Here is a 23655-nt window from a genome sequence, read left to right as displayed (position 1 = left end):
CGTGCCGTCTGCTCGGAAGGAACACCGCCCCATGCGCGACCGCACCCCCGGGTCGAGGCCGAGGCGACGTGCCCTGCACGCCGCCCTCGCCGTCCTCGGTCTCACGCTCCTGACGGCCGTCCCCGCCGCCGCCGCACCCACCGTCGACGAGGCCACGCTGAGCGTCCCCGCGGGGTCCCTGACGGCCGGGGCGACGGTCGACGTCCGGCTGGACCTGCTCGACGTCGCGGACCTGTACGCGTACGAGGCGACGCTCACCTTCGACCCCGCGCTCCTCGCGTTCGACTCCGTGACCGACGCGCCCGACGGCGGCTTCGACGACGTCGCGAGCGGCACCGGCTCGGTGACGGTGCGGCACAGCCGCCTCGGCGCGTCCCCGGGCCTGGCGGGCACGGTCGCCACGACGGTGCGCCTGCGCACGCTCGCCGGCGGCACCGCGACGGTCACGCTGTCGGGCCTGACGCTCGTCGGCTCCGACGGGGCCACGGTCGCCACCGCGGACGTGACGTCCGTCGCCGTCGTGGTCGATGCCGCACCGACGCCCGCGCCGACGCCCACGACGACGCCCGACCCCACGACGACCCCGACGCCGCCCGCGGCCACGCCCGAGGCCACCGCTCCCGTGCCGTCGCCGTCCGCGACGCCGGCCGCCGCGGCGTCCGCCCCGCGGACCGGTGCCCTGAGCGCGACCGGTGCCCAGGTCGGCGGGCTGCTGGCAGTCGCGCTCGGTGCGGTCGCGCTCGGTGCGTTCCTCGTGCGCCGCCGGACGGCGGCCGCCCGATGAGCCGCCGCGGCACCGCCCCGACCGACCCGAACCGCAGGAGCCGACCCGTGGACCGACCGCAGCTGCGCCGCAGCGTCACCGCCGTCACGGTGACGGGCGCCCTCGCCCTGGCGGGTGTCGTCGCGGCACCCGCGACCGCCGCCCCGACCGCCCCGTCACCCGCCGCCGGCGGTGCCTTCCTCGTCCCGTACCTCACCGAGCTCGACCTCACCGGCGACCGTCAGGTCACCACGGCCGACCTCGACGTCGTCGCCGCGCACCTCGGTGCGACCGCCGGCTCGGCCGGCTGGGCGCAGGTCGCGGTCGCCGACGTGGACGGCGACGGCACGCTCACGCTCACCGACCTCGTCCAGGTCTCCCAGCGCATGGTGTACGACGACGGCCCGTTCGAGCTCGTCGAGGCGAGCGTCCTGGACATGCAGGCCGCGATGAACGCGGGCGTCACGACGTCCGTGGAGATCACGCAGGCCTACCTCGACCGGATCACGGCGTACGACGACACGCTCGTCGACCCCGCGGCGGGGGGGCGCCCGCTGAGCTCGATCATCGCCGTCAGCGACGTCGCGCTCGCCGCGGCCGCCGCCGCGGACGCCGAGCGGGCCGCGCACGGCATGACCAGTCCCCTGCTCGGCGTGCCGGTGGCCGTGAAGGACAACTACGACACGCTCGACATGCCCACCACCGGCGGCTGCGGCTGCTGGCAGGACAACCGGACGACGACGGACGCGACGATGGTCGCGGGCCTGCGCGAGGCCGGCGCGGTGGTCCTGGCCAAGGCGGGTCTCGACGAGTTCGCGTACGGGTTCGTCTCCGAGTACTCCGCCGGGCTGCCGGTGGGTGGCACCGTGCGCATCGCCAGCCCGTACGCCACGTCGCGCAGCGCGGGCGGCTCGAGCGGCGGCACCGGGGCCGCGATCGCGGCGAACCTCGCCGGCATCGGTTTCGGCACGGACACCGGTGGGTCGATCCGCGTGCCGTCGTCGTACAACCAGCTCGTGGGCGTGCGGCCGACGGTCGGCCTCGCGAGCCGCGACGGGATCATCCCGCTCGCGCTCAGCCAGGACACCGGCGGGCCGATGACGCGCTCGGTGCTCGACGCGGCGGTCGCGCTCGACGCCGTCGTGGGCGTCGACGACGCGGACCCGGTGACGGCCTCGCAGGCGGGGCTCGTCCCGGAGTCGTACACCACGGCGCTGGACGCCGACGCGCTCGACGGGGCCCGCATCGGGTACCTGCCGTCGATGATCGGCACCAACCGCACGACGGTGCGGCTGTGGGCGCAGGCCCGTGCGGCGCTCGAGGCGCGCGGCGCCACGCTCGTCGAGGTGCCGTCGTCCGCGGAGCTCAACGCGGTGCTCGCCGAGCCGAGCGGCAGCACCGACGAGTTCCGTCGGGACCTCGCCGAGTACGTCGAGCGGCACCTGTCGCCCGCGGTGCAGGCCCGCACGATCGAGGACATCCTCGCGGGCGGCCACTACGTGACGTCCCGCCGGAGCACGTATCTGCAGCGGGCCGCCGTCACGGACGAGCGGTACGAGGCGTGGGCGGGTCCGCAGGGCTCGCACACCCGGGCGCTCGCCAACGGGCGCGCGTTCGTCACCCAGCTGCTCGACGACCTCGACCTCGACGCCATGGCGTACCCGAGCGGCACGCCGTACGGCACCCACAGCACCAACATGCGGCTGAGCCCCAACTCGGGCCTGCCCGCCGTGACGGTGCCGATGGGGCAGGCGACCGAGGCCGACGCCACGATCACGGGCGCGGGGGTCAACCTCGAGCTCGTCGGCCGCGCGTTCGACGAGGCCACGCTCCTGGGTCTCGCGTACGACTTCGAGCAGACCACGCGGGCGCGCACGTCGCCCGCGCTGTACGGCCCGCTCGGCTGAGCACGCCGCCGCGGGACGCCCGCGGCACCACGGGCACGACCCCCCCCCGACCGGGCACCCGGTCGGGGGTCGTCGTGCGTCCGGAGCCCGCCGGCCCGTGGCGGCGTGGCGGCCGGCGGACCACAGTGCGGACGGGCCCGCGACGTGCGCGACGGGCGTGGCTAGGGTCGACGCGTCGTGACACGGGGTGCCGCACCAGCGGCTGAGATCACACCCGTCGAACCTGATCTAGGTCGCACTAGCGAAGGGATGTCGCGCATGTCTCCCATGCGTCCGCCGCTGCACGCCCACCCGCACCGACGCCGGGGGCCCGCCGCCACCTGACGCCGCCGCGTCCCTGCCCCGCACCCGGTCGCACCGGCACCCGCACGTCCCCACACCCGTGGGCGTCGCAGCGCCGTGCGTCGCTGCGCCGTGCCCGCACACCCCACCTCGGCCCTCCCGGAGACCCCCGTGCCCCGTTCCCGTCCCGCTCCGACCGTCGCCCGCCTCGCCGCCCTCCTCGCCACCCTCCTCGCCGTCGCACTCGCGTCGGCCGCCTGCACCGACGGCCCCGGCACGGCCGCCGCGGCCGACCGCACGGTCGTGCGGTTCGCGCTCGACTGGACCCCCAACACCAACCACACGGGCCTCGAGGTGGCCCTCGCGAAGGGCTGGTTCGACGACGCGGGCCTCGACGTCCAGGTGCTGCCGTACACCGACGTCCAGCCCGACGCGCTGATCGACGCCGGCGCCGCCGAGGCGGGCATCAGCTTCCACGGCGACTCGGTCCTCGCGCAGGCGGCCGGTGCCGACGTGGTCGCGGTGCTCGCGCCGCTGCAGCACTGGGCGTCGGCGATCGGCGTGCGCGCCGACGACGCGACGATCACCCGACCGCGCGACCTCGACGGGCGCGTCTACGCCGGGTTCGGCGGCCCGGCGGAGGTGCCGCTGCTGCAGGCGGTGATCCGCGCCGACGGCGGCCGCGGCGACCTCACGTCGGTCACGCTGGGGACCAGCGCGTACGCCGCGCTGTATGCGGGTGAGGCCGACGTCGCGATCCCGTTCGTCGCGTGGGAGGGGCTCGAGGCGCAGCGGCTCGGCACGCCGCTGCGGTACTTCCGGTACACCGACTACGGGTTCCCCGACGCGTACGCCGTGCTGGTCGACGCCCGGCGGTCCTGGGTGGCCGAGGAGCCGCAGGCCGCGGCCGCGTTCGTCGACGCGCTGCGCCGGGGCTACGCCTACGCGGCGGACCACCCCGACGAGGCCGCGGAGATCCTCGTCGCCGCGCACCCCGACGCGTTCACCGATCCGGGCATGGTCGTGGTGAGCCAGCGCCTGCTCGCGCGCGACTACATGCGGGCCGACGACGGCACGGTCGGCGGCATCGACACCGCGCAGCTCGCCGGGTACGGCGACTTCCTGTTCGACCAGGGGCTGCTCAGCGGCCCGGACGGTGAGCCGCTGACGCGCCGCCCGGACTGGGCGACGTACCACGTGGACCTCGGCGGTGCGTCGTGACAGGCACGCCCGGGCGGCTGGTCCCGGTGGGCCTGGGCGTCCTCGCGCTGCTGGCCGCGTGGCAGGTCGTCGTCGCGACGGGCGGCGTGGCACCCCGGCTGCTGCCGTCGCCGGCGCGGGTCGCGCAGCAGGCGTGGACCCACCGCGAGGCCCTGGCGGGGCACGCGGGCGCGACGCTCACGGTGACGCTCGTGGGGTTCGCGGTCTCGGTGGCGGTCGCGGGAGCGCTCGCCGTGACGCTCGACCGGCTCCCGCGCCTGCGCGCGGGGGTCGTGCCGCTGCTCGTCGCGTCGCAGACCGTCCCCGTGCTCGTCGTCGCGCCGCTGCTCGTGCTGTGGTTCGGGTTCGGCTTGGCCCCCAAGGTCCTCGTCGTGACGCTCGTGACCTTCTTCCCCGTCGCGCTGGGCCTCGTCGAGGGGTTCGCCGCGGCGGGCCCCGGCGCCTCGGCGCTGCTGGCGACGATGGGTGCGAGCCGCCGGCAGGAGTTCGTGCACGTGCGCCTGCCCGCCGCGATGCCGCGCTTCTTCACGGCCCTGCGCATCGCCGTGACGTACGCGGTGGTCGGCGCCGTCGTCGCGGAGTACGCGGGCGCCGTGCAGGGCCTGGGGACGTACATGACGATGCAGCGCGCGGCGTTCCGGACGGACCTCGTGCTCGCCGCGGTCGGGGTGTGCGCCGCGCTCACGCTCGCGCTGTACGCGCTGACGTGCGGCGTCGAGCGCCTCGTCGTGCCGTGGGCGCGGCCGCGGCGGGTGCGTCGTGCGTGACGCGCTGCTGCAGGTCCGCGACGTGCACCTCGCGCTGCCCGCGCCCGGCGGGCCGCGGCCCGTCCTGGCGGGCGTCGACCTGCACGTCCCGCGCGGCTCCTTCACGTGCGTCGTCGGCCCGTCCGGGTGTGGCAAGAGCACGCTGCTGGGCGTCGTCGCGGGGCTGCGGCGCCCCGACCGCGGGCGGGTGCTGCTCGACGGGCGCGACGTCACGGGCACGACGGGCCACGCCGCGTGGATGGCCCAGGACGACCTGCTGCTGGAGTGGCGCACGGTCGTCGACAACGTCGCCCTCGGGCTCCAGGTGCAGGGGCTGCGCCGCCGCGAGGCCCGGGCGCGCGTGCGGGACCTGTTGAGCGGGTTCGGCCTCGCCGACCACGCCGACGCGCGCCCCTCGGAGCTGTCCGGAGGGCTGCGTCAGCGGGCCGCGCTGGCCCGCACGGTCGTGCAGGGCCGTGATCTCCTGCTGCTGGACGAGCCGTTCGGTGCGCTCGACGCCCTCACCCGGCTGCACCTGCAGCGGTGGCTCGCCGCGACGTGGGCAGCGCACCGCTGGACCGTCGTCATGGTGACGCACGACGTGCGCGAGGCCGTGACGCTCGCGGACGAGGTCGTGCGGCTGTCGGACCGGCCCGCGCACGTCGCCGTCCGTCACGTCGTGGACGACCCGCACCCGCGGCACCCGGCGGCCCTCGGCGCCGGGGCCCGGCGCGTCGAGCACGAGGTGCTGGCGGGTCTGGGTGTGCTCGACGGCCAGGACACCCCCGGCGCGCCGGAAAGCGGCCGGGGGACGTCCGGCGTCAGAGGACGGAGTCGCGCATCGACCCCGTGAAGTCGGCGTCGGGGTGCAGGAGGATGCACTGGACGACGTCGTCACCCTGCTCCCAGCCCTCCTCGGAGGGGGAGAAGAGCGTGTAGTCGAGCAGCGACTCCTCGTAGGACGTGCCGACGAAGCCCGCGAAGGCGTCGTAGCAGAACTGCTCGGCGACGGTCGGGCTCGTGGTGTCGCCGGCCTCCGTCAGGGCCAGGTCGGACCGGAACTGCTCCTCGGTGAGGGTGGTCTCGGCGTAGATCTCCGCGTCGTGCGGGTCGCCGCACGGGATGGTCGACACCGACGAGATCGACGTCGCCTCGGACAGGGCGGCGTAGTCGAAGCAGTCGCCGAGCTGCAGCGAGAAGACGTCGGCCTCGGCCGACGCGGTGATCTCGCCGCCCGGCTCGTCGCGCTGCGCGGGCGCGGCGCCGTCGCCCAGGACGGAGTCGAGCGCGCCGCAGCCCGTGAGGGCGGCGGCGAGGGTGACGGCCAGGACGGGGGCGGTCAGGAAGCGGGAGGATCGCGTGTTCACGGCGAGTAGTGAACCAGCGCCGCGCACGCGTCCCCGACCGATCGGGGGTGCGGGACGGGATGAAGACCTGGGAACCGGCTGTGCGGTGCGTCACCCTGCCCGGAGGTGACCGGCGCGCGGACGCGCGACGCCGTCGGGCAGGGTGACGCGGGTGGTCGGCGGCGGCGGCCGCCGAGGTCAGAGCGTGGAGTCGCGCATCGACCCCGTGAACCCGCCGTCCGGGTGCAGGACGATGCACTGGACGACGTCGTCGCCCTGCTCCCAGCCCGCCTCGGACGGCGAGAAGAGGGTGTAGTCGAGCGCGGACTCCTCGTAGGCCTTGCCGACGAAGCCCGCGAAGGCGTCGTAGCAGAACTGGTCGGCGACCGTCGGGGTCTCGGTGTCCCCGGCGTTCGTCAGGGCCAGGTCGGCCTGGAACTGCTCCTCGGTGAGGGTGGTCTCGGCGTAGATCTCCGCGTCGTGCGGGTCGCCGCAGGGCAGGGTCGACACCGAGGAGACCTCGGTCGCCTCGGCGACGGCGGCGTAGTCGAAGCAGTCGCCGAGCTGCAGCGAGAAGACGTCGGCCTCGGCCGACGCGGTGATCTCGCCGCCCGGCTCGTCACGCTGCGCGGGTGCGGGGTCGTCACCGAGGACGGAGTCGAGGACGCCGCAGCCCGTCAGGGCGGCCGCGAGCGCGACGGCGAGGACGGGGGCGGTCAGGAAGCGGAGGGTTCGCGTGGTCACGGCGAGTAGTGAACCAGCAACCGGGGGTCCGGTGTGCCCCGTTTTCGGCCCCTTTTCAGCGAGGTTCCTGGATGCGGGCTGTGTCGCGGACGCGCGGAGCCGCCGCGGCTCGTCAGCGCACGGCCGCTGCCGGGGTCAGGTCGCGCAGCTCCGCGCGCACCGCGTCGCGGAACGTGGTCGACGCCGCGACCTGCTCGGGGAAGACCTCGCGCAGCGCGAGGACCCGGTCGGCGGGGTCGGGGCCGGTCACCGCGTCGGCCAGGAGGGCGGCCAGCGGGTCGTCGAGCGTCACGCGGCGGCCGGCCACGACCAGCTCGCCGGTCGCCGTCGCGCGCAGGTAGGCCACCCAGCCCGCCACCGCGCGCGCCGCCGCGTGCGGCACGGCACCGGCCGCGAGCCGGTCGGCGACGGTCCCCAGCAGCCGCACGGGCAGCTTCTGGGACCCGTCCATCGCGACCTGCAGGGTCGTGTGCCCGGTGCGGGGGTTGGCGAAGCGGTGCAGCACCTCGTCGCGGTAGGCCGCCAGGTCCAGGCCGTCGGGTGCGACCAGCGTCGGCAGCACGTCCTCGTCGACGAGCGCACGGACGAGCGCCTCCAGGTCCGGGTCCGCGACGGCCTCGGCGATGGTCGCGTACCCGCGCAGCGCCCCGTGGTACGCCAGCGTCGAGTGCGCCGCGTTGAGGATGCGCAGCTTGGCCCGCTCGAAGGGCGCGACGTCGTGGGTGAACGTCGCACCGGCGCGCTCCCAGGCGGGCCGCGGGCCGGCGAAGGTGTCCTCGACGACCCACTGGAAGTACGGCTCGCCCGCGACGAGGCCCTCGTCGTGCAGCCCCAGCAGCGCCTCGGCCTCGGCGCGGTGGGCAGCGCTCGTCGCGGGCACGATCCGGTCGACCATGCTGGAGGGGAACCGCACCGAGGAGGCGACCCACCCGGCGACGTCGTCCGACCCGGGCACGGCGGACAGGGCCTCGGTGACCAGGCCCGCGAGCACGGCACCGTTGTCGGCGAGGTTGTCGCAGCTCACGACGGTCAGGGGCGCGCGCGACGTGCGGTGCCGCCGGACGAGCCCGCGCACGAGCAACCCGATGGGGGTCAGCGTCGCCGCCTCGTCGTCGCGACGGAGCTCGACCGCCGCGGAGGCCAGGTCGGCGGCCACGTCGTGCGCCGCGGTGTCGAGCCGGCCGTCGGCCGCGCGCCGGTAGCCCTTCTCGGTGACCGTCAGGGTCACGACGTGCGTCGTCGGCGCCGCGACGGTGTCCAGCACGAGGGGTGTGTCACGGCCCGGGAAGGCGACGCCGCGCACGGCGCCGACCACCCGCAGCGACGTGGCGTCCGCACCGGTCGTCAGCACGCCGTACAGGCCGTCCTGCGGGCCCAGCTGGTCGGCGACGCGCGCGCTGCGCTGCGTGACGCCGAGCAGCCCCCACCCGGTCTCGCCGGTCGCGGCGGCCGCGTCCTCGGCGCACACGGCCTGGTGGGCGCGGTGGAAGGCGCCGATGCCGAGGTGCACCTGGCCGATCGTCATCGCGGCGGGGTCGACGGCGGGCCCCCGGACCTCGTCGGGCAGGCCGCGGGCGACGCGGTCCGCCCAGGTGGCGGCGGACAGGCGGGGCAGGGTCATCAGGGCTCCGAGGTGTCGGGGGGTGGTGCGGTGGTGCCGCGCACCACGAGCTCGACGGGCAGGACGGTGGTCGGGGCCGCGGGCTCGCGCGGGCCGAGGAGCAGGTCGACGGCGGTGCGGCCCAGGCGTGCCAGGGGCATCGCGACCGTCGTGAGCGCGGGGGTGACGAGGGTCGCGACGGGGACGTCGTCGAACCCGACCACCGACACGTCGTCGGGGACCCGCACACCCCGGGCGCGCAGCCGGTCGACGAGGCCGAGCGCCATGAGGTCGTTGTGCGCCAGCACGGCCGTGGCACCGCTCGCGAGCACGAGGTCGGCGGCGGCGACTCCGCCCGCGAACGCCGGCGGGTGCGCCCCGAGGTCGACCACCTCGACGTCGGGCCCGAGCGCCTGGAGCCCGTCGCGACGGCGGGCGTCGGACCACGACCCGGCGGGACCGCCGGCGTACGCGACCCGGCGGTGGCCGAGCGCGTGCAGGTGCCGCACGGCCTGCCGCACGCCGTCGCGGTTGTCGACGACGACCGAGGGCAGCCCGGCGCCCTCGCGGTTGACCAGCAGCACGGGCCGGGCGCCGGCGGCCACCGTCATGAGGTCGTCGTCCGACATGCGGGGTGAGCACAGCAGGACGCCGTCGGCCTGCGCGCCGAGCTGCGCGACGAGCTCGGCCTCGAGCCGCGGGTCCTCCTCCGCGTCCGCGATGACGACCGCGTGGCCGGACGCGCGGGCGCGCGACTGCACGGCCTTGGCCACGGCCGCGAAGAAAGGGTTCTCCAGGTCCGGGACGAGCAGGCAGAGGTAGCCGCTGCGGCCGGTGATGAGCTCGCGTGCCGCGCGGTTGGGCCGGTAGCCGAGCTCGCGGGCCACGCGGCGCACGAGCTCACGGCGCTCGGGGGCGACGAGGTCGGGCGCGGACAGCGCGCGCGAGGCGGTCGCGGCGGAGACGCCGGCGGCACGTGCGACGTCGCGCAGCGTGACGGCCATGGGTGCTCCTGTCGCGTCGGGTGCCGCACGCCGGAGGGCGCGGGCGGACATGAGATGAAAGCGATTTCATCACGCTTGGCGGGGCGCGGGCAACAGGGACTGATCGTCCTTGCGTCTGTGCCGGACGGGTGGCAGGGTCGCCCTGCAAACGTATTCACCGAGGTGGGCGACCCCCGTCGTCCGCACCGCCGCAGCGCCCCGCCGCGCTGCCGCGGCCCGGCGCTGGAGGATCCCCATGCCCGACCCCGCAGCCGCTGCTCCCGGCTGGGCGCTGCACCCCGACCGCGCCCTGCCGGCCGATCCCGTGACCCGACCGGTCGCCCGGCAGATCCTCGAGGCGACGGCGCACCTGCCGATCGTCTCGATGCACGGCCACGTCGACGCGGGCGTCCTGGCGCGCGACGAGGCCTTCGGCGACCCCGCCTCGCTGCTCGTCGTGCCCGACCACTACCTCGTGCGCATGCTCGTCTCGCAGGGCGTCCCGCACGACGCGCTGGGCCTGCCGCGACGCGACGGCGGGCCGGTCGAGACCGACCCGCGCGAGATCTGGCGGACGTTCGCCGCCCACTGGCACCTCTTCCGCGGGACGCCGACGCGCTTCTGGATGGAGCACGTGCTGGTCGACGTGCTCGGCGTGACCGAGCGGCTCTCGGCGGCCACCGCGGACGCCGCCTACGACACGATCGCCGAGCGCCTGCGCGAGCCGGGGTTCCGCCCGCTGGCCCTGCTCGACCGGTTCGGCATCGAGATCATCGCGACCACCGACCCGGCGTCGGCGGACCTGGCCGACCACGCCGACCTCGCCGCCCGCGGCTGGGGCGAGCGCATCGTGCCGACCTTCCGGCCCGACGCGGTGCTGCACGTCGACCGCGCGGGCTGGGCCGACGACGTGGCGCTGCTGGGGGAGCGGGCCGGGATCCCCGTCGGGTCGTACCGGGACTTCCTGCGGGCCCTCGAGGCGCGCCGCTGGGCGTTCGTCGAGGCGGGCGCGCGCGCGACCGACCACGGCCACGTCCTGGCCGACACCACGCCGATGTCCGAGACCGACGCGTCGGCCGTCTTCGCCTCGGCGCTGCGCGGCGACGTGGACCCGGCGGCGGCGCGGGCCTTCTCCGCCCACATGCTGTTCGAGATGGCGCGCATGTCGACCCAGGACGGTCTGGTCATGCAGCTGCACCCCGGTGCGCTGCGCGACCACGACCCGCACGTCATGGCGTCCCGCGGGCACGACGTCGGCTACGACATCCCCGTCGCGACCGAGTACGTCCACGCGCTGCGCCCGCTCCTGACGGCCTTCGGGCACCACCCGGGCCTGCGCCTCGTGGTGTTCACCCTCGACGAGGACACGTTCAGCCGCGAGCTCGCGCCGCTGGCGGGCGTGTACCCGGCGCTGCGCCTGGGGGCGCCCTGGTGGTTCCTCGACACGCCCGACGGCATGCGCCGGTTCCGGGAGGCGGTCACCGACACGGCCGGGTTCGCCAACACCACCGGCTTCGTCGACGACACCCGGGCGTTCCTGTCCATCCCCGCCCGGCACGACCTGTCGCGTCGCATCGACGCGGGCTTCCTCGCACGGCTCGTCGTCGAGCACCGCCTCGACCTCGACGAGGCGCTCGAGACCGCCGTCGACCTCGCCTACGGCCTGCCGCGCAGCGCGTACGCCCGCCGCGAGGCGGCCCCCGCCCCCGCCCCCCAGCCCGTCGCCGCCCCCCGGGCCTGACCGCCCCCCTCCCCGCGAGAGAGCAATCCCGTCACCCCTGTGGGCGCGGGCGGTCAGTCCGTGACGAGGGCGTGGGCGAGGAAGTCGATCGACTCGCCGATCGCCGGCAGGTCCGGCACGGGCGGGATGTCGAGGTGCCCGTGCAGCATGCCCGCGGCGACCATCGCGCGCGTGGGGACGCCCGCATCCTGCAGCTGGAGCAGGAACATCTCGCCCGACGGCCGCAGGTCGTCGACCTCGCTCACCACCACCGACGTCGGCGGCAGTCCTGCGACGTCCCCGTTGCCCGCCATCGCCTCCGCCGGGAACCCGGACAGGCGGCCCAGGTACGTGCGCGTCATGTCGAGCATCGGCGAGGGCAGGAACCGGATGCCGCGCGGCAGCCGGCGCAGGTCGTCGACCTGCTCGTCGGGCAGCGCGGGGGACGGGAAGTGCATGCCGGGGTAGGCCAGGAGCAGCGCGTCCGGTGCGCGCGTGCCGCGGTCGCGCACGCGCACGGCGACGCCTCCGGTGAGGGCCGCGCCCGCCGACGCACCGCCGAGCCCCAGCCGCGTCACGCCGAGCGCCGGCGCCTCGCGGACGAACCAGGTCCACGCCGCGTGGACGTCGTCGAGCGGGATCGGGTAGCCCGCGCCGGGCGTCGCGAGCCGGTAGCCGACCGACGCGACGACGATGCCGTGCCGTGCCGCGAGCTCCGCGGACACCACGTGCGCCTCGCACATGTCCAGGTCGCCGTACGCGAAGCCGCCGCCGTGCGCCCACACCAGCCCGGCCCCCGACGCCGGGCGGGCGGCCGGCCGGTACAGCCGCACCGCGACGGGCCCGTGCGGCCCGTCGACCGCGAGGTCCTCGACGTGGACGTCGGGCAGCTCGTACCCGGCGGACAGCGTCGCGGTGCCTGCGGCCCAGGAGTCCCAGTCCGTCACGGTGCGCAGCAGGTCGGCGAGCAGCGGGTGGATCGACATGGTCGCCGATGCTCGCACATCCGGGCCCGGAGCCCGTGGGGCGACGTGCCCGCGCGCACCCGTCCGGGTGACGGGGTCGGCCGCGCGCGCGGCGAGCTGACCGGATCCGTCGGGGTGCGGTGACGGGACTGCTCTCTCGCGCGCCCACGGGTGACGGGACTGCTCTCTCGCGCAGGGGGGTCCCGCAGGCACGCCTGACGTGCGACGCTCGGGCATGGCCGGTGACAGGCGCGCGTCCGGGGTCGGCGGCCCCGTGGTCGGGCTGGTCGTCGTCGGGGTGCTGGCGCTCGCGGCGTGCGGCGTCGGGGACGCCTCGCCGGCGACCGTCGGGCCGACAGCCGAGTCGGGCGTCGAGAACCCGTCGGCGCCCTCGCGCGGTCCGCTGCCGGCGTCCGTCACGTTCGACGTCGAGGTCGCGCAGGCCCGGAGCGACCGCGTGGCACGGCTCGTGGAGCTGCAGGTCCGCAACACGGGTCCCGTCGACGTCAGCATCACGCGCGCTCGCCTGACCAGCGCGTTCGTGTCGGGGGAGACCGCGGCCGGCCGCGACGTCGACGCGGGCAGCATGCGGCGCGTGCGGGTGCCGCTCGGTGCGACCGCGTGCGGTCCCGCGGCCGGTGACGACCCGGAGGCGCGCGTCGAGCTCGACGTGACGACCGCCGACGGTCGCACCGGCACCGTCACCGTGACCCCCACGGACGAGACCGACGACCTGCGGCGCATCCACGGCGAGGACTGCGCGGCCGTGGCCGCCGCGGCCGGTCTACGTGTGACGGTCGCGGACGGGCTCGCCGTGCGGGACGTCGACGGCGCCCCGGTGGCGGACGTGACGCTGCTCGTCGAGCCCGTGCCGGGCGGTCCCCGCGTGCGGATCGTGTCGGTGCAGTCCACGACGCTGCTGCGGCCGCTGGGCTCGACGGGGCAGTGGGTGGTGGACGTCGACTCGGCGGCACCGCCGGTCGACGGACGGCTGGTGCTCTCCACCGTGCCGGCCCGCTGCGACCTGCACGCGATCGCCGAGGACAAGCGGGGCACCGTGCTCGGCGTGCGGACGGTCGTCGACGACGTCGAGCAGCCCCTGTTCTACGTCGCGGCGTCGGACGCGCTGCGCGGTGCGCTGTACGACTACGTGCGCACCGCCTGCGGCCTGGCGACCGACGCGCGCACGGGCTGACCGGCGGCGCGGCTCAGCGCGCGGGTGCCGCCTCGGCGAGGTTGCGGCGGCGCGGTGCGGGACCGTCGGTGCTCGTGGTCGCCAGCAGGTCCTCGACGGCGACCATGTGCATGGCCATGCGCAGCCGCGCGCGGTCCGGGTCGCGTGCCGTGACGGCGGCGAGGATCGCGTCGTGCTCCTCCAGGGTCCGGTCGCCGGCGAGCTCGTGCATCTCGTCCCAGACCTGCCGCCGCGGGCCCTCGCCGGCGAGCGCGTCGAGCAGGGCCGCGAGCACCGGGTTGCCGGACGCCTCCGCGACGGTGCGGTGGAACGCGAGGTCGGCGGCGGCGAGCCGCGCGGGCTCGGGGCGCGGTTCGACCAGGGCGCGGGCCATGTCGTCGAGCGCGGCGCGGGCCCGGGCGACGTGCGCGGCCGTCACGTGCAGGGCGGCGAGGCCCGCGGCCTCGGTCTCGAGCATCGCGCGCACGGCGTGCAGGGGCGCGTGGTCGCCCGGCAGGTCCGCGAGGAAGCCGACGGGCGCGAGCAGCGTCGCGGGGTCGAGCGCGGTGACGTAGGTGCCGTCGCCGTGCCGCGCCTCGAGGATCCCGAGGACGACGAGCGCGCGCACCCCCTCGCGCAGCGACCCGCGGGAGACGCCCAGCTCGGACGCGAGCTCCTTCTCGGCGGGCAGCCGGTCTCCCGGGCGCAGACCGCCGTCGAGGATGAGGCGCTGGACGTCCTCGACGACGTCCTGGGTGCGTGACACGAGCTCGTCTCCGTCGTCGTCCGCCGCGGCGGTCGGGGTGGTGCGGGGTGTCAGCGCTCGGGGACGAGCGGGGGGATGCCGTAGGTCTCGACCGCGGTGCGGCCCATGACGCGGGCGACGGCGGCCTCGTCGAGGCCGGTCAGCGTCGCGCGCAGACCGCCCCACACCTCGTCCCAGGAGCCGTGCGCGTCGAGCGCGGTGGGCCAGTCGCTGCCGGCCATGAGGCGCTCGGGCCCGAACGTGGCCAGGGCGTGGTCGACGGCCGGGCGCACGTCGTCGACCGTCCAGCCGGGGCCGGCGGCGCGACCGAGCCCGGCGAGCTTGGCGACGACGTTGGGCGCCTCGGCGGCGATCTCCAGCGCGGCCGTCCAGCGCTGCCACGTCGCGGTGTCGCCGGCCCGCAGCGCGGCGAGCGGCGGCGACCCCAGGTGGTCGACGACCACCGTGAGCTTGGGGTGCCGGTCCGCGACGGTCGCGACGTGCCTCAGCAGCTCGGGCGTCGTGGCCGGCAGGTCGAGGACGAGCCGGCGCTCGGTCAGCAGCGTGAGGCCCTCGTCGACGCGGTCGCCCAGGAGCCAGCGCGTGTCGTCCTCGCGGTCGACGTGGTGGCTGATGCCGACGATGGGCTCGACGCGCCACTGGTCGAGCTGTGCGGCCGCCTCGTCGGGGGCGTCCAGCGGCACCCACGCGACGACGCCGAGCACGTGGGGCGAGCACAGCGCCTGGAAGAGCAGGTGCTCGCTGTCCGCGCGGTTGTCGGCGGACTGGACGAGCACCACGCCGTCCACGTGGTGCTCGTCCAGTGCTCCGTCGAGGTCGCGGACTCGGTAGGTGCGGTGCAGGAGGTTGGGGTCCTGCGCCATCCACGGGTAGTGGACCGACTCGGGGTCCCAGACCTGCAGATGCGCATCCACGACGTCGTAGGGCATGTTCCGAAGGTAGCTGTGCTCCGATGTCTGAATCGTCCTGGCGGTCAATTCCTCATAGAACCCTCATGATGAGGGCTGTGACAGGCCGAGACATCGGATGTCTGTTTCGTCCGGATGTTGAGCGTTCACATGAAAGTCATCGCCGCGGCGGCCCGCCTGTGACCTCGCAGGTCACGAGCAGGTCACGGCCGGATCGGCCGCCGTCGCGCGTCAGCGTCCCGCGGCGTACCCCTGCTGCCCGCGGGCGTTCGCGGCCGCCCGCAACCACCCGTCCGGCGCAACGCCCGCCGCGCTCAGCCGGCCCAGCGTCCACGGTCCCGCGTCCTCGACCGCGTGACCGCGCGCGGCCAGGGCCCCGAGCACACCTGTCCCGAGCCGCGACTCGACGGCCACCCCGCGCGGCGTGTGCGTGCGCGGCTGGAACGAGCCGTGCACGTGCGACGAGTGCCAGGTCGGGGCGTCGATGGCCGCCTGCAGGTCCATGCCGCCGAGCAGGTGCCGCAGCAGGAAGGGCACCGGCCACTGGTCCTGCTGGTCGCCGCCCGGGGTGCCGAACGCGAACCCGTGGCCGGCCCCGAGCACCATGGCCGGGCTCAGGGTCGTCCGTGGGCGACGCCCCGGCACCAGGCTCGCCGGCAGCCCGTCCTCCACCCAGCACATCTGCGCGCGCGTCGGCAGCGCGAAGCCCAGGCCCGGCACCACGGGGCTCGACTGCAGCCACCCGCCCGACGGCGTCGCGGACACCTGGTTGCCCCAGCGGTCGACCACGTCGACGTGGCACGTGTCGCCCGGGCTCAGCCCCGTGCGCGACACGGTCGGCTCGCCGAGACCGGCCGGCGCAGGCCCGCGCGGCCCGGGGCCGCCCGCGTCGGCCGCGGCGCGCGCCGCCACGAGCGCGCGTGGCAGGCGCGGCGCGCGCCCGTCCGGGTCGCCGGGCCGGTAGCCGTCGTCGGCGCCCGCCCCGACCAGGCGCGCCCGCCGCGCGGCGTAGGCGCTCGACAGCAGCGCGTCCAGCGGCACGTCCCCGCTGTCGCCGTACCAGGCGTCACGGTCCGCGAACGCGAGCTTGGCGACCTCGACGACGACGTGCACGAGCTCGGCCAGGGGGCCGTCGTCCTCGGCCTCGCGTCCCGGACGTGCCACGACGTCGCGGACCAGGTCCTCGACGCCGAGCGCCTCGAGCATCCGCAGCTGCTGCAGCAGCACCGGCCCCTGTCCCCACGGTCCGGTCTTGTGCACCTCGATGCCCGCGAACGGCACGGCCACCGTCGGCTCCTCGGCCGCGTGCCACGCGGCGAGATCGGCGCCGCGCAGGAACCCCGTGTGCGCGCGGCCCGTCGCGTCGAGCACGGGCGTGCCCGCGACGAACGCGTCGACCGCCTCGGCGACGAAGCCCTCGTAGAAGGCCCGGCGCGCGCCCTCGATCTGCGCCTCGCGGCCCGGCCCCGCCGCGGCCGCCTCCGCCAGCAGCCGCTCGAACGTGCGCGCGAGGTCCGGGTTGCGGAACCGGCCGCCGGCCGTGGGGGCCACGCCGCCGGGCAGGTACACCTGCGCGCTCGTCGGCCAGTGCGCACGGAACATGTCCGCGACGGTCGCGACCGTGCGGGCGCCGGCCGCGACCAGCGGGTACCCGTCGCGCGCGTAGCCGATCGCGGGGCCGAGCACGTCGGCCAGCGGCAGCGTGCCGTAGCGCGCCAGCAGGTCGAGCCACGCACCGAACGCCCCGGGCACGACGGCCGCCAGGTGCCCGGTCCCCGGCACCTCCTCGACGCCCAGCGCGCGGTACGCGTCGGTCGTCGCCAGCGCGGGCACCACGCCCTGCCCGCACACGACGAACGTGTGCCCGTCCGCGGCGCGGTGCCCCAGCAGCGGTGCGTCACCGCCCGGGCCGTTGAGGTGCGGCTCGACGACCGACAGCGTGAACCCCGCCGCAGCGGCCGCGTCGAACGCGTTGCCGCCGGCCTCGAGCGTGCGCATGCCGACCGCGCTGGCCAGCCAGTGCGTCGAGGCGACCATGCCGAACGTCCCGGTCAGCACCGGGCGGGTGGTGAACATGCCTCGATGCTCCCAGCGCGCGGCCCGTGCGTCGCCCAGGGCCGCACCCCGGCGCGTCACACGCCGCCGGGGAACCCCAGCACGCGCCACGCCTCGTACGCCGCGACGGCGGCCGCGTTCGACAGGTTCATCGAGCGGCGTCCCGGCAGCATCGGGATGCGCAGCTGGTCCTCGACGCGCGGGTGGGCCAGGACGTGCGGCGGCAGGCCTGTCGGCTCGGGGCCGAACAGCAGGACGTCGTCGTCGCGCCAGTCGACGTCGGTGTAGCGGCGCGTGGCGTGCGTCGTGAACGCCCACACGCGCGACGTCGGCACGGCGGCCAGCAGGTCGTCGAGCCCGGGGTGCACGACGACGTGCGCGAGGTCGTGGTAGTCCAGGCCGGCGCGCCGCAGGCGGGCCTCCGTCAGCTCGAACCCCAGAGGCTCGACGAGGTGCAGGGTCGCCCCCGTGCCCGCGCACAGGCGGATGGCGCTGCCGGTGTTGCCGGGGATGCGGGGCTCGAAGAAGGCGACGTGCACCGGACGATCCTGCCACCGTGGTTGGGTGTGGTCGTGACGGACGACGTGGACCGGGTGGGTGCCGACAGGGGCGACGAGGCCGTCGAGGTCCCGCTGCTGCTGCGGCTCGACGAGCCGGCGCGCACGTGGACCGACGCGTTCCCCGTCGGCAACGGGCGGATCGGCGCGATGGTGCACGGCGGCACGGGCGACGAGCTGCTGCAGGTCAACGACGACACGTGCTGGTCGGGTGCGCCGCTCGACGGCCCCGTCGAGCCCGTGGGGCCGCTGGGCCCGGATGGTGCGCCGGGTGTCGTGCGCCGTGCGCGGCGGCTGCTCGCGGAGGGTGACCCCCTGGGGGCCGAGGCCGAGCTCGCGCGCCTGCAGAGCGGCTGGGTCCAGGCGTACCAGCCGCTGGTCGACGTGGTCCTGACGCACCCCGCCGCCGCGGGCGACGCCGGCTACCGCCGCACCCTGGACCTGGCGCGCGGCGTGGTGACGACGACCTGGACCTCCGCGACCGACGTGCCGTGGCGCCAGGACGTCCTCGTGAGCCACCCGGACCGGGCGCTGCTGCTCGAGCGCTCCGCCACCCGCACGGCGTCCGACGGGGCCGAGGCGTGGGTGCGGCTCGCGTCGCGGCACCCGTGGGCGGACGCGCCGGCGCGCGTCGACGCGCCGGACGGCGGTCCGGGCACCGCCACCGTGCTCGCGACGCTCGACATGCCGTCGCACGTGCTGCCCGACTGGGTCCCCGGCCCCGACCCGGTGCGGTACGGCGGGCGGTCCGTGCACGCGGCCGTCGCGCTCGCGGTGCTGGCCGACGACGCCGCGTCCGTCGAGGTCGTCGACGGTGCGGTCCGCGTCCGCGGTGCGGGTCGTCTGCGCGTCGTCCTGACGACCGCCACCGACCACGACGTCGCGACGGGCACGCTGCACGGCGACCGCGCCCGCGTCGCGGCGGACGCGCTCGCCGGGCTCCGGCACGCGCTCGCGGACGTCGACGGCATCGCCGCGCGTCACGTCGCCGACCACGCGGCACTGATGGGACGCGTGTCCCTCGACCTGGACGCCGCGGTCCCGGACCTGCCGCTCGACGCGCGCCTGGCCTGGCACGCGCGCGGCGAGCCGGACCCGCACCTCGCGGTGCTCGCGTTCCAGCACGGGCGCTACCTGACGGTGGCGGGGTCGCGCCCGGGCACCCTGCCGCTCAACCTCCAGGGCATCTGGAACGCGAGCGTGCGACCGCCGTGGAGCTCGAACTACACGATCAACATCAACACCGAGATGAACTACTGGCCCACCCTCGTCGGTGACCTCGCCGAGTGCCACGAGCCGCTGCTGGCCTGGCTCGACCGGCTGGCCGTGGCGGGCCGGGCCACCGCACGGACGCTCTACGGCGTGCGCGGCTGGGTCGCCCACCACAACAGCGACCCGTGGTGCTTCACGGGCCCGACGGGCCGTGGCCACGACTCCGCGAGCTGGTCGAGCTGGGCGCTCGGCGGCGCGTGGCTGGCCCGGCACGTCGTCGACCACCACGACTGGACGGGCGACGACGACGCCCTGCGCCGGCACTGGCCGGTGGTGCGGGGTGCCGCGCTCGCGCAGCTCGACCTGCTCGTCGAGCTGCCCGACGGCACGCTGGGCACGTCGCCCGCCACGAGCCCGGAGAACCACTACCTGCTGCCCGACGGCCGTGCCGCCGCCGTGTCGGTGTCGACGACGTCGGACCTCGCGATCGTCCGCGACCTGCTGGAGCAGGTCCGCCGGCTCGCGCACGTGGCCGGCGACCACGACGAGGGCCTGCGCGCGGCCGTCGACGGTGCGCTCGAGCGGCTGCCGACCGAGCGCGCCGCACCCGACGGCCGGCTCGCCGAGTGGCGCACCGACGTGCCCGACGCCGAGCCCGAGCACCGCCACCAGTCGCACCTGTACCGCGTGTTCCCCGGGACGTCGATCGACCCGGACTCCGCACCGGCGCTCGCGGCCGCCGCGCGTCGCACGCTCGACGCGCGCGGGCCCGACTCGACGGGCTGGTCGCTCGCGTGGCGGCTCGCGCTGCGGGCGCGGCTGCGGGACGCCGACGGCGTCGCGGCGCTGGTCACGGCCTTCCTGCACCCCGTCGACGCGGACCCGTCCGCCGGTGACGGGCCCGCCCGCGGGGGCGTCTACCGCTCGCTGCTGTGCGCGCACCCGCCGTTCCAGATCGACGGCAACCTGGGGTTCACGGCGGGCGTCGCCGAGGCGCTCGTGCAGGCCCACCGGCGCGGTCCCGACGGGGTGCGCGAGGTCCACCTGCTGCCGGCGCTGCCCGCAGGCTGGCCCGCGGGGCGCGTGCGGGGCCCGCGGCTGCGCGGCGGGCTGCGCCTGGCGGACCTGACGTGGCGCGACGGGCGCGTCGTGCGCGCGGTGCTCGAGGCGGACCGGGCGCTCGTCGTCGACGTGCGGGCGCACGGCTCCGCCGAGCGCCGTCAGGTCGTGCTGCAGCCGGGACGTGCCGCCGTCGTGGGGGAGACCTAGACGGTCCCCGCCGGTGCGGGTGCCGTCGACTCGCGCACGACGAGCTCGGTCGCGAGGTCGATCCGCAGGTTCGCGGGCTGCTGCCCGGCGGCCAGGCTGAGCACCATCTCGGTCGCCGTGCCGGCCATCTCGCGCAGCGGCTGGCGCACGGTCGTGAGCGACGGGCCGAGCCACTGCGCGAGCGGGATGTCGTCGTACCCGACGACCGAGACGTCCTCGGGGATCGACAGGCCGAGCTCGCGCACGGCGCGCATGACGCCGAGGCTCTGGTAGTCCGACCCGGCGAAGATCGCGGTCGGGCGGTCGGGGCGGGACAGCAGCTCGAGCCCGTGCTTGTACCCGCCGTCGACGTGGAAGTCGCCCCAGCGGACGAACGACGGGTCGGCGCGGATGCCCGCCTCGTCGAGCGCGCTGCGGTAGCCGTCGACGCGTGCGCGCGAGCACAGCACGTCGGACGGGCCCGCGATCACGGCGATGCGCCGGTGACCGAGCGAGAGCAGGTGCCGCGTGGCGATCAGGCCGCCGTTCCAGTTGTTCGAGCCGACGGTCGGCACGCCGGCGGGCGGCTCGCCCCAGGTGTCGACGACGACGAACGGGATGGAGCGGGACTCGAGCTGGTGGCGCTGCGTCGCGTCGAGGCTCGACAGCACGAGCAGCACGCCCAGGGGGCGCCGCGCGAGGATGTCGTCGATGAGCTCCTGCTGCGGCCGGTGGGAGCCGCCGAGCTCCGAGAGCACGACGCCCACGCGGTGCGCGGCCGCGGCGTCCTCGACGCCCTTGATGACCTCCTGCGCCCACGCGTTGTCGATGTGGTGGAAGACCAGGTCGATGAGGTTCGGGTCGCCCGAGCCGCGCCCGCGGCGGCGTCGGTAGCTGTGCTCCTCGAGGATCGCCTCGACGCGTGCGCGGGTGCCCGCGGCCACGTCGGCGCGGCCGTTGAGGACCTTCGACACGGTGGGGACGGAGACACCGGCGAGCGCGGCGATCTCCGCGATCGTGACCGTTCGGGTGGTGCCGCTGGACGTGGCCACGATGGTCTCCTCTGACCAGGGGCCCGCGACGCAGCCGGCCGGGACCGACGACGCGCCCGGGACGGGCTCGCAAGTTTCGGGACTGACCGTAGCACCCGTCCGGGCGGCGCCGCGCCCCCGCGGGCATACGTCCGGATGGTCCCCCCCGGTCGCCACGGGTCTCGTTTCGGTCACGCGGGTTGACGCCACCGCAAACGTTTGCCTAACGTGTCGGCCATCACCCCGACGGGATGGCCCGTCGAGACGTTTCGGCCACGAGGGCGTGGAGATCGATGCAGGCGCAGCAGCAGCACGTGCACCCGGCGCAGCCCGGTCCGTCGCCGCACGGCCACGGCCACCACCACCCGAGCACCCGTGCGGTGCTCCTCACCTCCGAAGGGTGGTGAACGCATGTCCACGGACGGTGTGACCGTCGGCGGGGGCGCCGCACAGGCAGCCCTCGCCCACGACCCGGCCCCGGCGGTCGCCGCACGCGGCGCGGACGGGTCGCACACGCCCCCGGACCGCGCGGCGCGCAAGCGGCGCGGCGGGCACCGGACCTGGCGGCGCGCGCTCCGCCGCGACTGGCAGCTCTACTCGCTGCTCGTCCTGCCGCTCCTGTTCTTCGCGATCTTCCGCTACGTCCCGATGTTCGGGAACGTCATCGCGTTCCGCCGGTTCCGCCCCGGCGGCTCGATCTTCGGCGAGGAGTGGGTGGGTCTGCACTACGTGCGGATGTTCATCCAGGACCCCACCTTCTGGAACGTCTTCCAGAACACGCTGGTCCTGGGCGTCCTGAGCCTCGTCATCATCTTCCCGCTGCCGATCGTGCTGGCGCTCATGCTCAACGAGCTCAGGTCGCAGCGGTTCAAGCGGGTCATCCAGACGATCTCCTACCTGCCGCACTTCATGTCGATCGTCATCGTCGCGGGCCTGGTCTTCCAGCTCACGGCCATGCGGGGCACGATCAACCAGATCATCACCGCCGTCGGCGGTGACGCGATCGGGTTCATGCAGCTGCCGGAGTGGTTCCGGACCATCTACATCTCCTCGGAGATCTGGCAGACGGTCGGCTGGGGCACGATCCTCTACCTCGCGGCGCTGTCGACCATCGACCCGCAGCTCTACGAGGCGGCGCGCATCGACGGGGCCAACCGCTGGCGCCAGACGTGGCACGTCACGCTGCCCGGCATCCGGCCCACGATGGTCGTGCTGCTCATCCTCAACATCGGGTCGTTCATGGCGGTCGGGTTCGAGAAGATCCTGCTCCTGTACAACCCCTTGCTGTACCCGACCGCGGACGTCATCGCGACGTACCTGTACCGCGTCGGCATCGGGTCCAGCCAGTTCTCCTACGCGACGGCGATCGGCCTGTTCGAGGCGATCATCGGGCTGACCCTCGTCCTGTCCGCCAACGCGATCTCGCGCCGAGTGGTCGGAGCCTCCCTGTGGTGACCGCCGAGAACGTCACGCACCTGGACGAGCAGCTGTCGAAGCCGACCGTCTACGCCACCCGCACCGTCAAGGACACGCGCGGCTACCGCGTCTTCCGGGCCGTCAACGCGACCCTGCTGGTCGTCATCGCGGGCGTCACGCTGTACCCGTTCATCAACCTGCTGGCCCAGGCGTTCAGCTCCGAGTCGTACATCAACGCCGGCGAGGTGAACCTGTGGCCCAAGGGGTTCAACGTCACGACGTTCAACCTCGTCATGAGCGACTCGATGTTCTGGCGCAACTACCAGAACACCGTGTACTACACGGTCGTCGCGACGCTCGTCGCCATGGTGTTCACCACGACGTTCGCCTACGCGATCTCCAAGTACCACCTCAAGGGCCGCAAGGTCTTCATCGGCATCGCCGTGTTCACCATGTTCTTCAACGGCGGCCTCATCCCGAACTACGTGCTCATCAACGAGCTCGGGCTGCGCAACACGGTGTGGGCGATCGCGCTGCCCAACGCGATCAGCGTCTTCAACCTGCTCGTCATGAAGTCGTTCTTCGAGAACTTCTCCACCGAGCTGGAGGAGGCCGCGGAGATCGACGGCCTGAGCACCTACGGCAAGCTCTGGCGCATCGTGCTGCCGCTGAGCAAGGCGGTCATCGCGACCATGGTGCTCTTCTACTCGGTCTCCTTCTGGAACTCGTGGTTCGCCGCGTTCCTCTACATGGACCACCGCGAGCTGTACCCCGTCACGGTGTACCTGCGGAACCTCATCGCGGGTGCCACGAGCGTGGACGGCGCCGCCGGCTCGGCCGAGGCGACGCAGATCGCGGCGAACGTCAAGGCGGTGACGATGCTGCTCACCGTCCTGCCGATCGTGTGCCTCTACCCCTTCGTGCAGAGGTACTTCGTGTCGGGCGTGATGCTCGGCTCCGTCAAGCAGTGACCAGCACCTCCCCAGCCCCCGCGGTCCTCGCCGGACAGCG

Annotated in this window: 20 protein-coding genes and 1 riboswitch; of the genes, 10 read left to right on the top strand and 10 right to left on the bottom strand. The window is 75.3% G+C overall.

All coding sequences use genetic code 11. The features are described from left to right. Positions 1 to 31 precede the first annotated feature (31 nt). The 5 genes from H9657_RS06580 to H9657_RS06560 all read left to right on the top strand — a co-directional run bounded on the left by H9657_RS06580 (position 32) and on the right by H9657_RS06560 (position 5772). Positions 32 to 784 (top strand): cohesin domain-containing protein, encoded by a 753-nt coding sequence (locus H9657_RS06580; protein WP_191781626.1) that lies wholly within the window; start codon positions 32 to 34, stop codon positions 782 to 784. Between the two features lie 47 nt (positions 785 to 831). Continuing rightward, a complete protein-coding gene (locus H9657_RS06575) occupies positions 832 to 2670 on the top strand; it encodes an amidase family protein (RefSeq protein WP_318241342.1) in 1839 nt (612 codons plus the stop codon). A gap of 173 nt (positions 2671 to 2843) precedes the next feature. Further along, a riboswitch (TPP riboswitch) is annotated at positions 2844 to 2937 on the top strand. A 186-nt stretch (positions 2938 to 3123) separates the two neighbouring features. Further along, positions 3124 to 4173: an ABC transporter substrate-binding protein gene (locus H9657_RS06570; RefSeq protein WP_191781622.1), complete on the top strand. Its 1050-nt coding sequence runs from the start codon at positions 3124 to 3126 to the stop codon at positions 4171 to 4173. Then, a complete protein-coding gene (locus H9657_RS06565) occupies positions 4170 to 4940 on the top strand; it encodes an ABC transporter permease (protein WP_318241340.1) in 771 nt (256 codons plus the stop codon). The genes H9657_RS06570 and H9657_RS06565 overlap by 4 nt, the downstream gene beginning before the upstream one ends. Continuing rightward, complete coding sequence (locus H9657_RS06560; RefSeq protein WP_191781620.1) at positions 4933 to 5772, top strand: ABC transporter ATP-binding protein; 840 nt, start codon at positions 4933 to 4935, stop codon at positions 5770 to 5772. The genes H9657_RS06565 and H9657_RS06560 overlap by 8 nt, the downstream gene beginning before the upstream one ends. Here the strand turns inward: H9657_RS06560 and H9657_RS06555 are convergent. The 4 genes from H9657_RS06555 to H9657_RS06540 form a co-directional block, all read right to left on the bottom strand. Continuing rightward, positions 5741 to 6286 carry a septum formation family protein gene (locus H9657_RS06555; protein WP_191781617.1) on the bottom strand — a complete coding sequence of 182 codons (546 nt, stop codon included), beginning with the start codon at positions 6284 to 6286 and terminating at the stop codon, positions 5741 to 5743. The genes H9657_RS06560 and H9657_RS06555 overlap by 32 nt on opposite strands. A gap of 177 nt (positions 6287 to 6463) precedes the next feature. Next, a complete protein-coding gene (locus tag H9657_RS06550) occupies positions 6464 to 7009 on the bottom strand; it encodes a septum formation family protein (RefSeq protein ID WP_191781615.1) in 546 nt (181 codons plus the stop codon). 112 nt (positions 7010 to 7121) lie between these two features. Further along, complete coding sequence (locus tag H9657_RS06545; protein WP_191781613.1) at positions 7122 to 8630, bottom strand: mannitol dehydrogenase family protein; 1509 nt, start codon at positions 8628 to 8630, stop codon at positions 7122 to 7124. Further along, positions 8630 to 9613, bottom strand: coding sequence for a LacI family DNA-binding transcriptional regulator (locus H9657_RS06540; RefSeq protein WP_191781611.1), 984 nt, complete (start codon positions 9611 to 9613; stop codon positions 8630 to 8632). Before H9657_RS06540 ends, H9657_RS06545 begins: the two co-directional genes overlap by 1 nt. A gap of 235 nt (positions 9614 to 9848) precedes the next feature. On the opposite strand from H9657_RS06540, the gene uxaC reads away from it, so the two are divergent. Further along, positions 9849 to 11333, top strand: coding sequence for a glucuronate isomerase (gene uxaC, locus H9657_RS06535; protein WP_191781609.1), 1485 nt, complete (start codon positions 9849 to 9851; stop codon positions 11331 to 11333). Positions 11334 to 11386: 53 nt separating this feature from the next. On the opposite strand, the gene H9657_RS06530 is transcribed toward uxaC, so the two are convergent. Next, positions 11387 to 12298, bottom strand: coding sequence for an alpha/beta hydrolase (locus H9657_RS06530; protein ID WP_191781607.1), 912 nt, complete (start codon positions 12296 to 12298; stop codon positions 11387 to 11389). Positions 12299 to 12512: 214 nt separating this feature from the next. Between H9657_RS06530 and H9657_RS06525 the strand changes: the two genes are divergently transcribed. Then, a complete protein-coding gene (locus H9657_RS06525; protein WP_191781605.1) occupies positions 12513 to 13472 on the top strand; it encodes a hypothetical protein in 960 nt (319 codons plus the stop codon). Positions 13473 to 13485: 13 nt separating this feature from the next. Here H9657_RS06525 and H9657_RS06520 read toward each other — a convergent pair whose 3' ends face one another. The 4 genes from H9657_RS06520 to H9657_RS06505 form a co-directional block, all read right to left on the bottom strand. After that, positions 13486 to 14217 (bottom strand): FadR/GntR family transcriptional regulator, encoded by a 732-nt coding sequence (locus tag H9657_RS06520; RefSeq protein ID WP_191781603.1) that lies wholly within the window; start codon positions 14215 to 14217, stop codon positions 13486 to 13488. Between the two features lie 50 nt (positions 14218 to 14267). Beyond that, complete coding sequence (locus H9657_RS06515) at positions 14268 to 15146, bottom strand: amidohydrolase family protein (protein WP_191781601.1); 879 nt, start codon at positions 15144 to 15146, stop codon at positions 14268 to 14270. Positions 15147 to 15356: 210 nt separating this feature from the next. Further along, complete coding sequence (locus tag H9657_RS06510) at positions 15357 to 17201, bottom strand: gamma-glutamyltransferase family protein (protein ID WP_191781598.1); 1845 nt, start codon at positions 17199 to 17201, stop codon at positions 15357 to 15359. Positions 17202 to 17257: 56 nt separating this feature from the next. Next, positions 17258 to 17719 carry a tRNA (cytidine(34)-2'-O)-methyltransferase gene (locus H9657_RS06505; RefSeq protein WP_191781596.1) on the bottom strand — a complete coding sequence of 154 codons (462 nt, stop codon included), beginning with the start codon at positions 17717 to 17719 and terminating at the stop codon, positions 17258 to 17260. On the opposite strand from H9657_RS06505, the gene H9657_RS06500 reads away from it, so the two are divergent. After that, positions 17714 to 20218 (top strand): glycosyl hydrolase family 95 catalytic domain-containing protein, encoded by a 2505-nt coding sequence (locus H9657_RS06500; RefSeq protein WP_318241339.1) that lies wholly within the window; start codon positions 17714 to 17716, stop codon positions 20216 to 20218. The genes H9657_RS06505 and H9657_RS06500 overlap by 6 nt on opposite strands. Here the strand turns inward: H9657_RS06500 and H9657_RS06495 are convergent. After that, entirely contained in the window at positions 20215 to 21249 is a 1035-nt protein-coding gene (locus tag H9657_RS06495) for a LacI family DNA-binding transcriptional regulator (RefSeq protein ID WP_191781592.1), read from the bottom strand. The genes H9657_RS06500 and H9657_RS06495 overlap by 4 nt on opposite strands. A 390-nt stretch (positions 21250 to 21639) precedes the next feature. Between H9657_RS06495 and H9657_RS06490 the strand changes: the two genes are divergently transcribed. Beyond that, positions 21640 to 22683, top strand: coding sequence for an ABC transporter permease (locus tag H9657_RS06490; protein ID WP_225214776.1), 1044 nt, complete (start codon positions 21640 to 21642; stop codon positions 22681 to 22683). Positions 22684 to 22715: 32 nt separating this feature from the next. After that, complete coding sequence (locus H9657_RS06485; RefSeq protein WP_191781771.1) at positions 22716 to 23615, top strand: carbohydrate ABC transporter permease; 900 nt, start codon at positions 22716 to 22718, stop codon at positions 23613 to 23615. The last annotated feature ends 40 nt before the right edge of the window (positions 23616 to 23655 follow it).

It is taken from the genome of Cellulomonas avistercoris, assembly GCF_014836445.1.
GTDB classification, from domain to species: Bacteria; Actinomycetota; Actinomycetes; order Actinomycetales; family Cellulomonadaceae; genus Cellulomonas; species Cellulomonas avistercoris.
This window is presented reverse-complemented; position numbering and strand designations above follow the sequence as displayed.